This is a genomic window from Streptomyces sp. NPDC051136 (assembly GCF_044455745.1).
Classification (GTDB): domain Bacteria; phylum Actinomycetota; class Actinomycetes; order Streptomycetales; family Streptomycetaceae; genus Streptomyces.
Genome location: NZ_JBITFE010000008.1, coordinates 145,789 through 162,708, shown reverse-complemented (window position 1 = coordinate 162,708; position 16,920 = coordinate 145,789). Strand labels below are relative to the sequence as shown.

Below are 16,920 nucleotides of genomic sequence, written 5' to 3'. Positions count from 1 at the left end.
CCCCTCCACACTCTACCGCCCACCCCGCCGCGCCGCGCCGCCCCCGCGCCCGGGGCGGCGGCCGCCGCGCGCGGGCCCCCCCCCCCCCCCCCCCCCCCCCCCCCCCCCCCCCCCCCCCCCGCGCCGCCGTCCGGCGGCCATCGCGTACGGATCGCGGGAGCCGTCCCCTGTCCCGGTGTGAACGCCCGGACAGGGGGAAGGAGTCGCCCCTGAGCAGCGGGGGCCCGCGGATCAGCCGTCTACACTCGACCGGCGACGGCCCCACCGACCGCGGCCGGAGCGGGCAGCTTCTGCCAGACCCGAAGGGTATTCGGCGTTTTGATACGGATGGACTCAGTCACCAAGCGGTACCCGGACGGCACCGTGGCGGTCGACCGGCTGTCGCTGGAGATACCCGACCGCGCGATCACGGTCCTCGTCGGACCCTCCGGCTGCGGGAAGACGACGACCCTGCGGATGATCAACCGGATGGTCGAACCCACCGAGGGAACGATCCTCCTCGACGGCCAGGACCTCCAGCAGCAGCCGGTCACCACGCTGCGCCGGTCGATGGGGTACGTCATCCAGAACGCGGGGCTCTTCCAGCACCGGACGATCCTCGACAACATCGCCACCGTGCCCCGCATGATCGGCTGGGGCAAGCAGAAGTCCCGCGAACGGGCCGCGGAGCTGATGGAACGGGTGGGGCTCGACGCCTCCCTCGGCAAGCGGTACCCGTACCAGCTCTCCGGCGGCCAGCAGCAGCGCGTCGGCGTGGCCAGGGCACTCGCCGCCGATCCGCCCGTGCTGCTCATGGACGAGCCCTTCTCCGCCGTCGACCCCGTGGTCCGCAAGGGACTTCAGGACGAACTCCTGCGCATCCAGGACGAACTGGGCAAGACCATCGTCTTCGTCACGCACGACATCGACGAGGCCATCAAACTGGGCACCATGGTCGCGGTGATGCGCACCGGCGGCCGGCTCGCCCAGTTCGCCCCGCCCGCCGAGCTGCTGTCCGACCCCGCGGACGACTTCGTCGAGGACTTCCTCGGCGCCGACCGCGGCATCCGGCGGCTGTCCTTCTTCCCCTCCACCGCCCTGGAGCTGACCACCGGCCCGGTCGTGCCCGCCGACGCCACCGCCGAGCAGCTCGCCGCCGCCGGCGACGCCGCCCACCTGCTGGTGACCGACGCGGACGGCCGTCCGCTGGGGTGGGCCGAGCCGGGCGGCCTGACGGCCGGGGACCTCGCGGCCGGACGACTGCTGTCCCACGGGCGGCCGTTCGTGCCCGGCACCGACTCGCTGCGGGCCGCCCTCGACTGCGCCGTGCTCTCGCCCACCGGCTGGGCCGTCGCCGTGGACACCGACGGGCGGGTGACCGGCGTGGTCTCCCAGCAGACCATCGGCGAGGCGATCCGCGCCGCCCACGGCGCCGAGAGCCCCGGCACGGCCGCACCGGCCGCGGAGCCCGTCGACGTCACGAAGGTCGCCCCGTGAACGGCTTCTTCGACATCCCGAGCGACCTCGACAACACCTGGCTCGGCCTGATCGGGCTGCACCTGCGCGAGGCGCTGCTGCCGGTCCTGGCGGGCCTGCTCGCCGCGTTGCCCCTCGCCCAGCTCTGCGTGCGCTTCCGCTGGCTGTACCCGCCCGTGCTCGGCGTGACGACCGTGTTCTACGCCGTCCCCTCGCTGGCCGTCTTCGTCGTCCTCATCGATTACACCGGCCAGACCGAGCTGACCGTGATGATCCCGCTGGCCGTGTACAGCCTGGTGGTGCTCGTCCCGGCGATCGTCGACGGCGTGCGGTCGGTGCCCGAGGAGACGCTGGCCGCGTCCACCGCCATGGGCTTCGGGCCGCTGCGCCGCTACCTCCAGGTGCAGCTGCCGATCGCGGTGCCCGCCATCCTGGCCGGTCTGCGGGTGGCCGTCGCCTCCAGCATCTCCCTGGTCAGCGTCGGCGCCCTCATCGGCAACCAGGGCGCCCTCGGCAACCTCCTCGCGGACGCCCAGAAGTACGGCCGGCCCGAGCTGGCGGTGAACTCCGTCCTCACCACCGCCGTCCTGGCCATCCTGTGCGACGCGGTCCTCGTCCTGGCCCGGAACCTGCTGACCCCATGGATGCCGCGGGGCAGGCGGCAACGCCCGAAGGAGGCCGCCGCGCGGCCCGAGCCCCAGGAGGCGTCCGCCCGGTGAACGTCCTGAACTTCGTCAACGCCTTCTTCAGCGACAGCGCCCACTGGCACGGCTACGACGGCATCCCCACGCGCCTCGCGGAGCACGTCCAGTACACGCTGATGGCCCTCGGTCTCGCCGCCGCGATCGGGCTGCCGGTCGGACTGCTGACCGGGCACACCGGACGCGGTGGCAACGCCGTCGCCTTCGTCGCCACCGCCGCCCGCGCCCTGCCCAGCTTCGGCCTGCTGGTGCTGATCGCCGTCGTCGTCGGCATCGGCCTGCTGCCCGTGATGATCCCGCTGGTCGTCCTCGCGATCCCGCCGATCCTGGTCACCACCTACGAGGCCGTCCGCTCCGTCGACCCCTCCCCGGTGGACGCCGCGCGGGGCATGGGCATGCACGAGACCGGCATCCTCTTCCGGGTCGAACTGCCCGTCGCCCTCCCGCTGGTCCTCAGCGGACTGCGCTCGGCCGCCATCCAGGTCGTGTCGACGGCGACCATCGCCGCGTACGTCAGTCTCGGCGGGCTCGGCCGGTACATCATCGACGGGCTCTACCAGCGCGACTACGAGAAGGTCGTCGGCGGCGCCGCACTCGTCGCCGTCCTCGCACTCGTCACCCTCGCGCTCTTCTGGGCGGCCGGGCGGTTCGCGGTGTCCCCGGGGGTGCGCAGGCGATGACGGCGCACGGCGGCGGGAAAACCGTAACCAGGCCGTTCTTGACTGACCGGCAAGTGGCTCGTTTGGATCGACGGATGACTTCCACCGCCAAGAGCAGCAGGTCCAGAACGAGGCACACCGGCGCGGCGGCCGTCGCGCTCGCCGCCGCGGCGGCGCTGCTCGCGGGCTGTTCCTCCGACTCCGACGACACGTCCGACAATCCGCTGGCGGGTGACAAGGCGGAGGCCGGCACCGTCGTCGTCGGCTCCAACAACTTCGCCGAGAGCACCCTCCTCGCCGACATCTACGGGGAGGCGCTCAAGGCCAAGGGCCTCAAGGTCTCCTACAAGCACAACATAGGCAGCCGCGAGACGACCTACGGCCTGATGAAGAACGGCTCCGTCACGGTGCTGCCGGAGTACAACGGCTCACTGCTGGCCTACCTCGACCCGAAGGCCGTGCAGAAGTCCGCCGAGGCGGTGAACGAGGCGGCGAAGGCGAAGCTGGACAAGAAGCTGACGCTGCTGGAGTCGTCGCCGGCCGAGAACAAGGACTCGGTCACCGTCAACGCCGAGACGGCGAAGAAGCACGGCCTCACCGCCGAGTCGACCCTCGCCGACCTCAAGGAGGCCGCACCCGACCTGGTGATCGGCGGCTCGCCCGAGTTCCAGACCCGGCAGCAGGGCCTCAAGGGCCTGGAGTCGGTGTACGGGCTGAAGTTCAAGTCGTTCAAGGCGCTCGACGCGGGCGGCCCGCTGACCCAGTCGGCGCTGACCAAGAACACCGTGCAGGCCGCGGACGTCTTCACCACCGATCCGACGATCATCAAGGAGAAGCTCGTCGTCCTGAAGGACCCGGAGAACCTCTTCGGCCACGCGAACGTCACCCCGCTGGTCGCCAGAGACGGACTGTCCAAGGACGGCGTGGCCACGCTCAACGCGGTCTCCGCCAAGCTGGACACCAAGACGCTCCTCGACCTGGACGCGAAGGTCCAGCTGGACAAGAAGGACCCGCTGGACGTCGCCAAGGAGTGGCTGAAGTCCGCGGGCCTCGGCTGACCGCGGCCGGCGTCACGACGCCGCGGCACCGGCCGCGGCGTCGATCAGCTGGTCGATCAGGGCGATGAGGACGTCCCGGCTGGAGGTCCGCTCCCGCGCGTCGCACAGCAGCACCTGCACGTGCTCCGGCAGCGCGAGGGCCTCGCGGATCTCCGCCGCCGGGTACGGGTGCCGGCCGTGGAAGCCGTTGACGGCGACGACGAACGGGATGCGCCGCCGCTCGAAGAAGTCGATGGCGGCGAAACTCGACTCCGGCCGCCGGACGTCCACCAGGACGACCGCGCCGAGCGCCCCGATCGCCAGGTCGTTCCACATGAACCAGAACCGCTGCTGACCGGGCGTGCCGAACAGGTACAGCACCAGGTCCCGGCCGATGGAGATCCGGCCGAAGTCCAGCGCCACGGTCGTGGCCCGCTTCTCCTCGATGCCGGCCAGGTCGTCGACGTTCAGGCCCGCCTCGGTGAGCGGTTCCTCGGTGCGCAGCGGGGCGATCTCGCTGACCGACCCGACCATGGTGGTCTTGCCGACCCCGAAACCGCCCGCGATCAGGATCTTCACCGCGTCGGGCGCCGTGGAGCGTGCGGGTGCCGCGGCAGCCGCGGTGGTCTCGGCAGCCGCGATGGTCTCGGCGACGCGCTCAGAGCCGGCCAAGGCCGTCCCTCACTTTCTGCAGCAGGTCCAGGTCCTCGGAGGCACGGGAGACGACGTGCGGCGGCCGGGCGGTGATCCGGCCGGCCTCCAGCAGGTCCGAGAGCAGGATGACGACCACGCTCACCGGCAGGTCGAGACGGGCCGCGATCTCCGCCACGGCCACCGGCTCGGCGCACAGCCGCAGGATCCGCAGGTGCTCGGGCTGCGGCCGCGCCGCCCGGGTGGGCTGCGGGTGGACGGCGGTCACCGTCGTGATGAGGGTGAAGTCGGCGCGGCTGGGCCGGGTCCGGCCGCCGGTCAGCGTGAACGGCCGCACGAGCCGGCCCGCCGCGTCGCCTCCGGTCACGTCACTCGCCGGGGCCGGCGGTGGCCCGCGGTGCCGCGCTCAGGTGCTCGCCGATCTTCTTCACCAGCATGTTCATCTGGTACGCCACCACGCCGACGTCGGCGTTCGGACCGGTCAGCACCACCAGGTGCGCGCCGGGGCCCGCGGAGGTGAGTATCAGATAGCTGTTGGCCATCTCGATGAGCGCCTGGCGCACCGGGCCGCCCCGGAAGTCCATGCTGACGCCCTTGCTGAGGCTCATCAGGCCCGACGCGGTCGCCGCGAGCCGCTCGGCGTCGTCCCGCAGGAAGCCGGTGGACTTGCTGACGACCAGTCCGTCCTCGGAGAGCACCACGGCCTGGTTCACCTCGGCGACCCGCTCCACGAGTCCGGTGAGCAACTGGTCCAGCTCGGTGTGCGTGGCGGGGGAGGGTCGGGTCATCGCGTGTCCTTCGTCGGCGGTCGGCGGTCGGCGGTCGGAGTCGAGGGGCCGGCGGACGAGACCACGCGCCCGTCGGTGTCGGTATCTGCGGCGTCCGTGCCGTCGTCGCTCTGGGCGCGCAGCGTGCCGCGCTGGAAACCGGCGAGGGACGAGGCGGCGCGTTCGGCCGTGAAGTCGGCGTAGTGGTCCCCGGATCCGTCGTCCGGCCCCTCCCGGCGGCCGGGGTCCTCGTCGCGCAGCTCGGCCGCGAGGCTGGTCTGCGGCACCCGGCGGGGCAGCGGAGCCAGGCCACCGGGCCCGTCGGAGGAACGGCCGGGTTCACCGTCGCGCGAGCCTCCGGACGCCCCTGCCGCGACCGCGGACCGGGCCGGAGGCGCCGGACGGGAGGACCGTACGGGCTGTTCGCCGCCGGCCGGGCCGGAGGCGGGGGATTCCGTGCCGCCGGAGGCCCGGGCGGCCTGCGCGCCGCCCGGCGGGACACCGGTGCCGTCGGCCCCGCCGACCGTCTCGCGCACCACGACGTCGTGCGGGATCAGCACGATCGCCGTGGTCCCGCCGTACGGGGAGGGACGCAGGGTGACGGTGATGCCGTGCCGGTGCGCCAGGCGGGCGACGACGAACATGCCGAGCCGCAGGTCGTCGGCGAGGGCCACCACGTCGAACTGCGGAGCCACCGCCAACTGGGCGTTGAACGAGGCGTAGTCCTCCTCGGACAGCCCCAGCCCGCGGTCCTCGATCTCGACGGCCAGGCCCTTGGCCACCAGCGCAGCCCGCACCCCGACCGGGTTGGGGGCGGGGGAGTACGCGGTCGCGTTGTCGATCAGCTCGGCCAGCAGGTGGATCACGTCGGCCACCGCGGGCGGGGCGAGGGCCACCTCCTCGTCGGCGTGCAGCTCCACCCGCTGGTACTCGGCGACCTCACCGACGGCGCTGCGCAGGATGTCCACCAGCGACACCGGCTCGCGCCACGTGCGCCGGGGCTGCTCACCGCTGATGATGACGAGGTTCTCCTCGTAGCGGCGCAGCTGGCTGGCCGTGGAGTCCAGCTCGTACAGGCCCTTGAGGATGTCCGGGTCGGTGTGCTCGCGCTCCAGCGCGTCCAGCTTGCCCAGCTGCATGTTGACGAGGTTCTGGCTCTGCCGGGCGATGCCCAGGATCACCTTCTGGAACCCGCGCCGGGTGTCGGCGAGTTCGACGGCGGTGTGCACGGCGGTGCGCTGCGCCGTGTTGAACGCCTGCGCCACCTGGCCGAGTTCGTCCCGGCCGTAGTCCAGCGGCGGGGTGGCCGACTCCACGTCGACCTTCTCGCCGCGCTCAAGACGGGCCACCACGTCGGGCAGCCGCTCCTCGGCCAGGCTCAGGGTGGCCAGCCGCAGACCGCGCAGCCGCCGGGACAGCGAACGGGTGATGCGCCAGGACATGACGATGCAGAGCAGCAGCGCGAGCAGCCCGCCCGCGCTGAGGGACGCGGCCTTGATCAGCAGCGCGCGGGCGTCGTCGGCGCTGCGGTCCAGGAGCCCGCCCGTCTGCTGCCGGATCAGCCGCCCGTACTGCTCGGTGACCCCCTCCATGGCGGGGGCCCACCGCTGCCGCAGGTCCGGCAGGTCGATCCGGTCCTCCCCGTCCGCGGTACGGGCCGCGAGCACCTGGTCCTCGACGGTCTGCAGGGTCTTCCACTCCGGGCTCGCCAGGATGCGCTCGGTCTCGGTCTTGGCGCTGCCGTCGAGCGAGGGGAGGATCTGGTCCCGGATCAGCCAGCGCCGGGTGTGGACCAGCATGGAGAACTGCTCCCACTCCGTCTGGTCCATCCGGTCCGACGGCCAGGCCAGGGTGAGCCGGGCGTCCTCCTGGGAGACCAGCTCGGCGGCGTGTTCGAGGGCGACCAGCGGACCGGCCTGCGAGGTGAGGTCGCCGTCGTCGACCTGGGACAGCTCCTGGAAGGCGTGGATCTGCTCGTCGACGATCGCGGTGTACTGGTCGAGCGCCTGCTCGGCGGTGATGTCGCTGGGGTCGTCCACCTGGTCGCGGTAGTACTCCAGGCTGCCCACCGAGCCGAGCACCGAGTACAGCCGGTCCGAGACGCGCTCGGGCGCGCTCTCGATCGCGTCGGACTGGCTCACCAGCTCGGCGATCGCCTCGTCCGCCTTCTTGCGCTGCGCGTCCAGTTCCGTCCGGTCGCCGCCCGGGTCGGCCAGCCGGGCCGCGGACAGGCTGCGTTCCCGCTGCAGGGCGAGGGCCGTCTCGGTGCCCATGGCGCCGGTGTCGCGGCTCAGCTGGGTCTGCGCACGGAGCCGCAGGCCCTCGGAGAACATCTGGATCGTCGTGACGCCCCACACGGTCGCGAGGGTGACGCCGGGCACCAGGGCCAGGAGGATCAAGGACAGGCGTATGGAGCCCAGGCGACGCCGGGCGCGCGTCTTCCGCGTCGTGCCTGTCGTGCGTGCAGACATCGTCGTCCTAGGCGATCAGTGGGCGGGAGGGGCGGGGACGCGGGGGGTGACGGCGGCCGCGGGACCGTCCGGTCACCGGGTGCCGCCCGCGGCGAACTTCGCGACCGTGTCGGCGTTCGTCCGGGTCACGAACGCGGGGCCGGTCAGCACGGGGGACACCCCGCCGCCGCTGACGTTGCCGTTGGTGCGGTACAGCCACAGCGCGTCCACGGCGAGATAACCCTGAAGATAGGGCTGCTGGTCCACCGCGAACTGGACGTCCCCGCGTTTGACGGCGGCCACCAGGTCGTCGTCGAGGTCGAACGTGGCGACGTGCGCCCCGCTGCCCGCCTCGTCGACCGACTCGACCGCGGCGAGGGCGAACGCCGCGCCGTTCATGACGACTTCGTCGATGCCGGTGTCCTGCCGCAGCCGCGTCGTGACGGCCGCGCCGACCGCCTTCATGTCGGTGCCCTCGACGTAGAGCATCTCGGTCTCGCCCCGGAAGGTCTTCTTCACGCCGGCGCAGCGGGCCTCCAGGGCGACGTTGCCGCGCTCGTGGATGACGCACAGGGCGTGCTTGGCCTTGAGGGCGTTCAGCTTCTCGCCGACCGCCCGGCCCGCGACGCTCTCGTCCTGTCCGAAGTACTCCAGGAGCCCCGTGGAACGCCAGGCGTCGATGCCGGAGTTGAGTCCGACCACGGGGATCCCGGCGGCCTCGGCCTCGGCGACCGGCGCCTTCATCGCCTGCGGTTTGGCCAGGGTCACGGCGATGCCGTCGACCTCGTCCCGGACGGCGTCCCGCACCAGGTCGGCCTGGTCGGCGGTGTCGGCGTCACCGGCGTAGGTCAGGTCGACGCCGTCCTTGGCGGCCGCCGCCTCGGCGCCCTTGCGCACCCGGTCCCAGAAGGCGTCGCCCTCACCGCCGTGGGTGACCATGACGATCTTCATCCGGTCGCGGCCCGGCCCGCCCGCGGCGTCCCCCGCCGAAGAACCGTCCTCGTCCCCGCCGAGAGCGGAGCAGCCGGCCGCCAGCAGACAGACGGCGGCGGCGAGGGCCGCGATGCGCAAGGGGCCGGGGGAGTGGGTGGGCGGGGGAGCTGTACTCATGGGGGCGGGGGCACCTCGCTGTGCGGCCGAGCAGGAGGAACGGGACGAGCCGGCCCGGAGCCGCGGGTCAGTGCGCCAACCGGGTGAAACTCGCCTGGCCGGAGCAAACCGTGTGTGACCGCTGACAGTCAAGTGACCAACGATGCGCTGTCAGTTGTCGGTGCCGCATCGTGATGAACCGGTCGGCGAAAGCGGGCCGAAGCGGAATCCCGGGCGGTATGCCGGTGGCGGTGGCGGTGGCGGTGGCGGTGGCGGTGGCGGTGGCGGTGGCGGGCTCCGGGCGCGAAGTCCGTGCCGACCGTGCCGTTCGTGCCTCCACGGGTTCGCCGAAGAAGGCTGATCTGACGGGCAGTTAGCCGGTGAGTTATCGTGTACAGGGGGTAAAGGCAGGCGGCCGGCCTGTTGGGTCCAGCCCGGGAGAGTTCAGCCGATGGCGAGGCAGGCACGCGCCGAGCAGACACGCGCGACGATCGTCGACGCCGCGGCAGACCTGTTCGACCGTCACGGATACGAGTCGACCAGCCTGAGCGAGATCGTCGCCCACGCCGGAGTGACCAAGGGCGCGCTGTACTTCCACTTCGCGGCGAAGGAGGACCTCGCCCACGCCATCATGGAGATCCAGTCCCGTACCTCGCGCCGGCTGGCGCGGGACCTGGACGGGCGGGGCTACTCCTCGCTGGAGGCGCTGATGCGTCTCACGTTCGCCATGGCGCGGCTGTGCGAGGAGGGACCGGTGCTGCGGGCCGGGCTGCGGCTCGCCACCGCCGGAGTGCCGGTACGGCCGCCGCTGCCGCACCCGTTCACCGAGTGGCGGGAGATCGCCACCTCCCGGCTGCTGAACGCGGTGCGGGAGTCCGACGTGCACCCGGACATCGACGTGGACTCCGTCGCCCACACCCTCGTCTGCTCCGTCGTCGGCACCCGCGTGGTGAGCGGCACGCTGGAACCGTCCGGCCGCCAGCCCCGCCGCCTGGCCGAGATGTGGTACATCCTGGTCCGGGGCATGGTCCCGGTGACCCGGCGGGCCCGCTACCTCACCCTCGCCGCGCGCCTGGAGCAGGAGACGGGCCCGGCCTGACCGGTACGGTGACGGGCATGCCCGACACCCCGTCCCCGTCCGCGCCCGTCATCCTGGGCGACGAGCCCGGGTCCTTCCCGCACGGTGTGCTCGCCGAGCGCCACCCCGCCATCGTCCGGCAGGTGCGCGACGCCTTCCCGCTCGATCCGGGACGGCGCCGGGCGCTCGACGCGCTCCTCGCGAGCTGCGCCGACGGCGTCGTCGAGCCGCTGCCCGCCGACGCCGACCCCACCGGACGCGACCGGGACCGCTGGGCGGCCTGGGGCCTCGACGGGTACGCGGGCCGCTCCTGGTACGACGTGCCCTGGCTGTGGGCCGAGAGCCACTTCTACCGCCGCCTCCTGGACGCCGTCGGCTACTTCGGCCCCGGCCCCTGGCAGGGCGTCGACCCGTTCCGGCCCGCCAAGCTGGCCGAACTCGACGCGCCGGAGACGGACGAGGAGCTCGCCGCGCTCGACGGCCTCGCCGAACTGCCCGCCGACGAGCGGACGAAGGCCCTGCTGCACGGCTCGCTGTGGGGCAACCGCGCCGACCTCGGCTTCCGCCTGTCCGACCGCGGCGCGGACGCCGCGGACCAGGTGGACGCGCTCGTCGCCGACGACAGCGACACCCTCTGGTCCCTGCTCCCGGCCCCCGGCCCGGGCGCCCCGCGGCGGGAACCGGCCACCCTGTGCCTCGTCGCGGACAACGCCGGCCGCGAACTCGTCCCCGACCTGCTGCTCGTCTCCCACCTCCTCGCCGAGGGCCGCGTCGACCGTGCCGTCCTGCACGTCAAGCCGTACCCCTACTACGTCTCCGACGCCACGCCCACCGACGTGCTCGACGCCCTGCGGCGGCTCGTGGCGGCGGACGGCACGGCGGCCGCGTACGGCGACCGGCTCTGGGCCGCGCTGACCGACGGCCGCGTCACCGTGCGCGCCCATCCCTTCTCCTGCGCGCCGCTGCCGTACGCGGACATGCCCGACGACCTGCGCGAGGACTTCGCCGCGGCCACCGTCACCGTGCTCAAGGGCGACCTCAACTACCGGCGTCTGGTGGGTGACCGTCGCTGGCCGGCGACCACCTCCTTCGCGGACGTCACCGCGTACTTCCCCGGCCCGGTCGCCGCCCTGCGCACCCTCAAGTCCGACGTGATCACCGGGCTGGACGCAGGGACGGAGGCCGCGCTGGAGGCGGGCGGCGAGCGGCGCTGGCGGACCGGCGGGACCCATGCGCTGATCCAGGCCAGGCCCTGAGGGAAAAGTTCCGCGGCGCGGGCCGGTTCACGCGATGGTGTGATCATGTGCCGCCGGCCGGATGCGTCCGAAGGGCCGTGGGTAGGGCCGGGCCATGACGCAACAGCCCTTCCGACTCCCGCACTTCTACCTGCCGCATCCGGCGCGGCTCAACCCGCATCTCGACGAGGCCCGCGCCCACTCGACGGCGTGGGCCCGCGAGATGGGCATGCTGGAGGGCTCCGGGGTCTGGGAGCAGTCGGACCTGGACGCCCACGACTACGGCCTGCTCTGCGCCTACACCCACCCCGACTGCGACGGGCCGGCGCTCTCCCTCATCACCGACTGGTACGTGTGGGTCTTCTTCTTCGACGACCACTTCCTGGAGAAGTTCAAGCGCACCCAGGACCGCCTCGCCGGCAAGGCCCACCTGGACCGGCTCCCGCTGTTCATGCCGCTCGACCCGGCCGCCGACATGCCCCGGCCGGAGAACCCGGTGGAGGCCGGCCTGGCGGACCTGTGGACCCGTACGGTGCCCGCGATGTCGGCCGACTGGCGCCGCCGTTTCGCCGTCGCCACCGAGCACCTCCTGAACGAGTCCCTGTGGGAGCTGTCCAACATCAACGAGGGGCGCGTCGCGAACCCCGTCGAGTACATCGAGATGCGCCGCAAGGTGGGCGGCGCCCCCTGGTCCGCCGGGCTCGTGGAGTACGCGACCGCCGAGGTGCCCGCCGCCGTCGCCGGGTCCAGGCCGCTGCGGGTGCTCATGGAGACCTTCTCCGACGCCGTCCACCTGCGCAACGACCTCTTCTCCTACCAGCGGGAGGTCGAGGACGAGGGCGAGCTGAGCAACGGGGTGCTGGTCCTGGAGACCTTCTTCGGCTGCACCACCCAGGAAGCCGCCGAGCTGGTCAACGACGTCCTCACCTCCCGGCTGCACCAGTTCGAGCACACCGCGTTCACCGAGGTGCCCGCCGTCGCCCTGGAGAGCGGCCTGACCCCGCCCGAGGTCGCCGCCGTCGGCGCGTACGCGAAGGGCCTGCAGGACTGGCAGTCCGGCGGCCACGAATGGCACATGCGCTCCAGCCGCTACATGAACAAGGGCGAGCGCCCCCCGGCCGGCTGGCAGGCGCTGACCGGCCCCGGCACCTCCGCCGCGGACGTCGGCGCGCTGCTCGCCGAGGCGGCCGCCCGGCGGGCCCGCTCCTACACCCACGTGCCCTTCCAGAAGGTCGGTCCCTCCGTCATCCCCGACATCCGCATGCCCTACCCGCTGGGGCTGAGCCCCGCCCTGGAGGGCTCCCGGCGGCACCTGTCCGAGTGGTGCCTGCGGATGGGCATCCTGAGCGAAGGCGTCTGGGACCAGGACAAGCTGGAGAGCTGCGACCTGCCACTGTGCGCCGCCGGCCTCGACCCCGACGCCACACAGGACCAGCTCGACCTCGCCTCCGGCTGGCTGGCCTTCGGCACCTACGGCGACGACTACTACCCGCTCGTCCACGGCCACCGCCGGGACCTCGCCGCCGCCCGGCTGACCACGGCCCGCCTGTCGGCGTGCATGCCGCTCGACGGCGAGCCGGCCCCGCCGCCAGCCAACGCCATGGAGCGCTCCCTGACCGACCTGTGGGCGCGCACGACGGCCGGGATGACGCCCGAGGAGCGGCGCCCGCTGAGGACGGCCGTCGACAAGATGACCGAGTCCTGGGTGTGGGAGCTGTCCAACCAGATCCAGCACCGCGTCCCCGACCCGGTCGACTACCTGGAGATGCGCCGCGCCACCTTCGGTTCCGACCTCACCCTCGGCCTGTGCCGCGCCGGACATGGCCCGGCGGTGCCGCCCGAGGTCTACCGCAGCGGCCCCGTCCGCTCCCTGGAGAACGCGGCGATCGACTTCGGCTGCCTGCTCAACGACGTCTTCTCGTACCAGAAGGAGATCGAGTACGAGGGCGAGATGCACAACGCCGTCCTCGTCGTGCAGAACTTCTTCGGCGTCGGCTACCCGGACGCCCTGGGCGTCGTGCAGGACCTGATGAACCAGCGCATGCGCCAGTTCGAGCACGTCGTCGCGCACGAACTGCCCGTGGTGTACGACGACTTCCAGCTGTCCGAGCAGGCGCGGACCGTCATGCAGGGGTATGTGGCCGACCTCCAGAACTGGATGGCCGGCATCCTCAACTGGCACCGGAACGTCCCGCGCTACCGGGCCGAGTACCTCGCGGGGCGCACCCACGGATTCCTCCCCGACCGGATTCCGGCGGCGCCCGTGACCGCGCCGGTCCTCGCGCCCCCGCCGGTCCCGGTGCCGAGGAGCAGCCCCGTCCCGACGCCCTGACCGGCGTTCAGTCTCACTCTTTCGTGGCTCGTCACGCGCGGGTGCGCCGGGTAGAGCACCTGCCGGAGGCGATCCATGGAACAGACAGCGTTGCGTCCCAAGCCGATGCCCGGCAGGGACCCGGGGCCCGGCACGGAGCCCGACACCGACCGGCGTCCGCACACCGGGCGCCGGCGCCGCCGACGGGCGGTCACCGTGCTGCTCGGCGTGCTCGCCGCGGTCGTCCTCGTCCTCGCGGGCGTGGGGCTCGGCACGGTGGGCGCCACCGTGATCGGCATGAGCAAGCTGGCCGAGCTGCAACAGCGGGCCGGAGCGGCGGGGCCTGGCGGGGCGCCGGGAGCGCCGGGACCCGGGGGGACGGCGGGAGTGCCGGGGACCGGGGGGACGGCGACGGGCACCCGGGGAGCACCGGGCCACCCGTCGTCCGGCCCCTCGCCCTCCCGGGTCCCGGTCGGCGCGACCCTCGGGGTGGAGGCCGTGGACGACAAGGGGCCCGGCGCCCGGGTCGTGGGCGTCCACGTGCCGGGCCCCGGATACGCGGCGGGCCTGGTGCGGGGAGACGTGCTGCTGGCCTTCGGCACCACTCGCGTCGACTCGGCCGCCGACCTCGCGCACGCCGTGTCCCGCGCCAGGCCCGGCAAGAAGGTGAAGCTCACCGTGCGCCACCGGAGTGGGGGCTACCAACAGCTGACGGCCCTGCCCGGCGTGGTCACCTGAGGGCCGCACCCGGCCACGCCCGACCGTGCCGTCACGCGACCGTACGGAGCGGCTCGTGAGCCGTCCGGCACCGTCCGGCACGTGGCGGGCCGGTCGCGTCCCGGCCCGCGACTGTCCCGGCGCCCCCTCCCCGACCGCCGGGGCATCCGTCCACCGGCTCGCCTGCCGGCCCACCGGCCGGCCCTCCCGGGCCGGCGGGAGGTCTGTCTACCGGTTCGCCTGTCGGGCCGGCGGGAGGTCTGTCTACCGGTTCGCCAGCCGGGCCAGCGGGAGGTCTGTCTACCGGTTCGCCCTCCGGGCCACCGGGACACCGGCCCACCGGCAAGCCCTCCCGGGCCGGCCGCCGGGCCCGCGTCGCCCGGGGGCGGCGCCCGGCGGCCGTTCGCGAACACGGTGACGGCGGGAGCGCGGGCCCGCCGTGATCAGCGGTCCCGGCGCGGACCGCCGGGCGTGCGCGAGCGCGGGTGCGGTGCCGTCTCACTCCGAGCGGCGGACCACGTCCCCCGTGAGACCGGCGCCCGGCCGTCGGCCGTGAGGGCCGATCCACGGCAATCGGCTCGCGCCGCCCTCTTCCTGCGGGCAGGATGCTGCCCGTGGTTCCTTCACCCTCGTGCCCTGGGAGGCCCGGATGACCGGCAGCAGGCCCGCTGCTCCCTTCACCGCCGACGACTACCGGACCCGCATGCGGCGTGCCGCCGGGGCGGCGGCCGACGCCGGGCTGGCCGGGCTGCTGGTGGCCCCGGGCCCCGACCTGGTGTGGCTCACCGGCTACGCGCCCACGGCGGACACCGAGCGGCTCACCCTGCTCGTCCTCGCCCCGGACCGCGATCCCGTGCTCGTCGTCCCCGCCCTGGAGGCCCCCGACGCCGCCAAGGCGGCCGGTGCCCCCGCGCTGACCCTGCGCGACTGGACCGACGGCAAGGACCCCTACGCGGCCACCGCCGCCCTCCTCGACCGGGCCGGCCGCTTCGGCATCAGCGACAACGCCTGGGCGATGCACCTGCTCCAGCTCCAGCGCACGCTGCCCGACACGTCCTACGCCTCCCTCACCGAGGCGCTGCCCATGCTCCGCGCCGTCAAGGACGCGGCGGAGCTGGAACTGATGGCGGCGGCCGGCGCCGCCGCCGACGCCGCCTTCGAGGAGATCCGGAAGGTCCGCTTCGGCGGGCGCCGCGAGTCCGAGGTCGCCGCCGACCTCGCCGAGCTGCTGCGGCGGTTCGGGCACTCACAGGTCGACTTCACCATCGTCGCCTCCGGGCCCAACGGCGCCAACCCGCACCACGAGGTCGGCGACCGCGTCATCGAGGACGGCGACATGGTCGTCCTCGACTTCGGCGGCCTGAAGGACGGTTACGGCTCCGACACCTCCCGCACCGTCCACGTGGGCGCGCCCACCGACGAGGAGCGCCGGGTGCACGACCTGGTCCGCGAGGCGCAGGAGGCCGGCTTCCGCGCGGTGCGGCCCGGAGCCGCCTGCCAGGACGTCGACCGGGCCGCCCGCGCGGTCATCGCCGGCGCCGGGTACGGCGAGTACTTCATCCACCGCACCGGCCACGGCATCGGCGTCACCACGCACGAACCGCCGTACATGATCGAGGGGGAGGAGCAGCCCCTGGTGCCCGGCATGTGTTTCTCGGTCGAGCCCGGCGTCTATCTGCCCGGCCGTTTCGGGGTACGCATCGAGGACATCGTCACCGTCACCGAGGACGGCGGCAGGCGGCTCAACGACACCACGCGGGAGATGATCATCGTCGAGTGACCGGTGGCGGACGGACCCCGAACGCCCCGGCAGACCCGGAAGACGGCGGCGCGACATGACCCAGGCACCGACACCCACCGCGGACACCGTCCGCCGACTGGTCCGTTCCCTGCTGGGCGGGAGCACGGAACCCGACCTCCGGCCCGTCCCCGGGGGCGACGGGCCCGACACGTGGTGGGTCGGCCCCCGGCACGTCCTGCGGCTGGCCCCCGACCGGGAGACCTCGGCGCGCAGGCGCCGCGAGCTGCGCCTGCGGGAACTGGTCCGGCCGTACGTCCCCGTCCCGCTGCCGACGAGCGTGGCGCACGGCGACTGGGCGCCGGGCCTCGCCTACACGCTCGACGCCAGGGTGGCCGGCGGGTCGGGCGAGGACCACGACGTGTCCGCCGCGGGCGAGGCGGACCTCGCGGCGCTGCTCGGCGGCCTGCGCGAGGTGCCGGTCCGGCAGGCCGAGACACTCGGGGTGCCGCGGGCCGCCCCCCGCTCCCTGGAGACGCTGCGGCAGTCGGCCGAGCACGCCGCCCGCCGCCTCGCCGCGGCCGACGAGTTCGACGCCGCGCGCCCGGAGCGGCTCACCCGGGAGGCGGCGGCCCAGCTCGGCGTCCAGCAGGGCGCTGCGGTCCTCGTCCACCACGGGCTGACCGCCGGGCACCTCGTGGTCGGCACCGACGGCCGGGTGCGCGGTGTCCTCGGGTGGAGCGACGCCGTCCTCGGCGACCCGGCCGAGGACATCGCCGGGCTCGCCCTGTCCGTCGGCTCACCGGCCGCCGTGCGCGCCGCCACCCTCGCCGGTTACGGCGCCCGGCCCTGCCTGCGCGGCCTGTGGCTGGCCCGCTGCGACGCCGTCGCCCACCTCGCGGAGGGCCTCTCCGGCCGGTCCGGCGCGCCGCTTCCCCCGCTCAGGACCCGGCTGCGGCACGCCTGGGAGCCGATCCTCCTGGAACGCGTGACGGAACTGCGCGACGACGGCCCGGACGGCCCCGACTGACC

The 16,920-nt window shown here is 73.7% G+C and carries 15 protein-coding genes; 10 read left to right on the top strand and 5 right to left on the bottom strand.

Annotated features, from left to right (window positions below):
- The first annotated feature begins 318 nt into the window (after positions 1-318).
- The 4 genes from ACIBCJ_RS23675 (at position 319) to ACIBCJ_RS23660 (ending at position 3,873) form a co-directional block, all read left to right on the top strand.
- Entirely contained in the window at positions 319-1,476 is a 1,158-nt protein-coding gene (locus ACIBCJ_RS23675; protein ID WP_365978342.1) for an ABC transporter ATP-binding protein, read from the top strand.
- Positions 1,473-2,174: an ABC transporter permease subunit gene (locus ACIBCJ_RS23670; RefSeq protein WP_362092663.1), complete on the top strand. Its 702-nt coding sequence runs from the start codon at positions 1,473-1,475 to the stop codon at positions 2,172-2,174. The genes ACIBCJ_RS23675 and ACIBCJ_RS23670 overlap by 4 nt, the downstream gene beginning before the upstream one ends.
- Positions 2,171-2,836, top strand: a complete 666-nt coding sequence (locus ACIBCJ_RS23665) for an ABC transporter permease (RefSeq protein ID WP_362092666.1) — start codon at positions 2,171-2,173, stop codon at positions 2,834-2,836. Before ACIBCJ_RS23670 ends, ACIBCJ_RS23665 begins: the two co-directional genes overlap by 4 nt.
- 74 nt (positions 2,837-2,910) lie before the next feature.
- Positions 2,911-3,873 carry an ABC transporter substrate-binding protein gene (locus ACIBCJ_RS23660; protein ID WP_362510572.1) on the top strand — a complete coding sequence of 321 codons (963 nt, stop codon included), beginning with the start codon at positions 2,911-2,913 and terminating at the stop codon, positions 3,871-3,873.
- Positions 3,874-3,885: 12 nt separating this feature from the next.
- On the opposite strand, the gene ACIBCJ_RS23655 is transcribed toward ACIBCJ_RS23660, so the two are convergent.
- From ACIBCJ_RS23655 to ACIBCJ_RS23635, 5 genes are all read right to left on the bottom strand, one after another.
- On the bottom strand, positions 3,886-4,524 hold the full coding sequence (locus tag ACIBCJ_RS23655; protein WP_399283153.1) for a GTP-binding protein: 639 nt from the start codon (positions 4,522-4,524) through the stop codon (positions 3,886-3,888).
- A complete protein-coding gene (locus tag ACIBCJ_RS23650) occupies positions 4,511-4,870 on the bottom strand; it encodes a DUF742 domain-containing protein (RefSeq protein WP_133886306.1) in 360 nt (119 codons plus the stop codon). The genes ACIBCJ_RS23655 and ACIBCJ_RS23650 overlap by 14 nt, the downstream gene beginning before the upstream one ends.
- A 1-nt stretch (position 4,871) precedes the next feature.
- Positions 4,872-5,291, bottom strand: coding sequence for a roadblock/LC7 domain-containing protein (locus ACIBCJ_RS23645; RefSeq protein ID WP_133886305.1), 420 nt, complete (start codon positions 5,289-5,291; stop codon positions 4,872-4,874).
- Positions 5,288-7,741: a nitrate- and nitrite sensing domain-containing protein gene (locus ACIBCJ_RS23640; protein ID WP_365978341.1), complete on the bottom strand. Its 2,454-nt coding sequence runs from the start codon at positions 7,739-7,741 to the stop codon at positions 5,288-5,290. The genes ACIBCJ_RS23645 and ACIBCJ_RS23640 overlap by 4 nt, the downstream gene beginning before the upstream one ends.
- 72 nt (positions 7,742-7,813) lie before the next feature.
- Positions 7,814-8,830, bottom strand: a complete 1,017-nt coding sequence (locus ACIBCJ_RS23635; RefSeq protein WP_362510566.1) for a substrate-binding domain-containing protein — start codon at positions 8,828-8,830, stop codon at positions 7,814-7,816.
- A 430-nt stretch (positions 8,831-9,260) separates the two neighbouring features.
- Here ACIBCJ_RS23635 and ACIBCJ_RS23630 point away from each other — a divergent pair, with 430 nt between their 5' ends.
- The 6 genes from ACIBCJ_RS23630 to ACIBCJ_RS23605 all read left to right on the top strand — a co-directional run bounded on the left by ACIBCJ_RS23630 (position 9,261) and on the right by ACIBCJ_RS23605 (position 16,918).
- Positions 9,261-9,908: a ScbR family autoregulator-binding transcription factor gene (locus tag ACIBCJ_RS23630; RefSeq protein ID WP_133886302.1), complete on the top strand. Its 648-nt coding sequence runs from the start codon at positions 9,261-9,263 to the stop codon at positions 9,906-9,908.
- Between the two features lie 17 nt (positions 9,909-9,925).
- Positions 9,926-11,143, top strand: a complete 1,218-nt coding sequence (locus ACIBCJ_RS23625; protein ID WP_362510562.1) for a damage-control phosphatase ARMT1 family protein — start codon at positions 9,926-9,928, stop codon at positions 11,141-11,143.
- Between the two features lie 94 nt (positions 11,144-11,237).
- Positions 11,238-13,454: a germacradienol/geosmin synthase Cyc2 gene (gene cyc2 / locus ACIBCJ_RS23620; RefSeq protein WP_365978340.1), complete on the top strand. Its 2,217-nt coding sequence runs from the start codon at positions 11,238-11,240 to the stop codon at positions 13,452-13,454.
- A gap of 75 nt (positions 13,455-13,529) precedes the next feature.
- Positions 13,530-14,171, top strand: coding sequence for a PDZ domain-containing protein (locus ACIBCJ_RS23615; protein ID WP_365978339.1), 642 nt, complete (start codon positions 13,530-13,532; stop codon positions 14,169-14,171).
- A 628-nt stretch (positions 14,172-14,799) separates the two neighbouring features.
- Positions 14,800-15,930 (top strand): aminopeptidase P family protein, encoded by a 1,131-nt coding sequence (locus tag ACIBCJ_RS23610; RefSeq protein WP_362092691.1) that lies wholly within the window; start codon positions 14,800-14,802, stop codon positions 15,928-15,930.
- Between the two features lie 55 nt (positions 15,931-15,985).
- Positions 15,986-16,918, top strand: coding sequence for an aminoglycoside phosphotransferase family protein (locus ACIBCJ_RS23605; RefSeq protein ID WP_365978338.1), 933 nt, complete (start codon positions 15,986-15,988; stop codon positions 16,916-16,918).
- Positions 16,919-16,920: the final 2 nt, after the last annotated feature.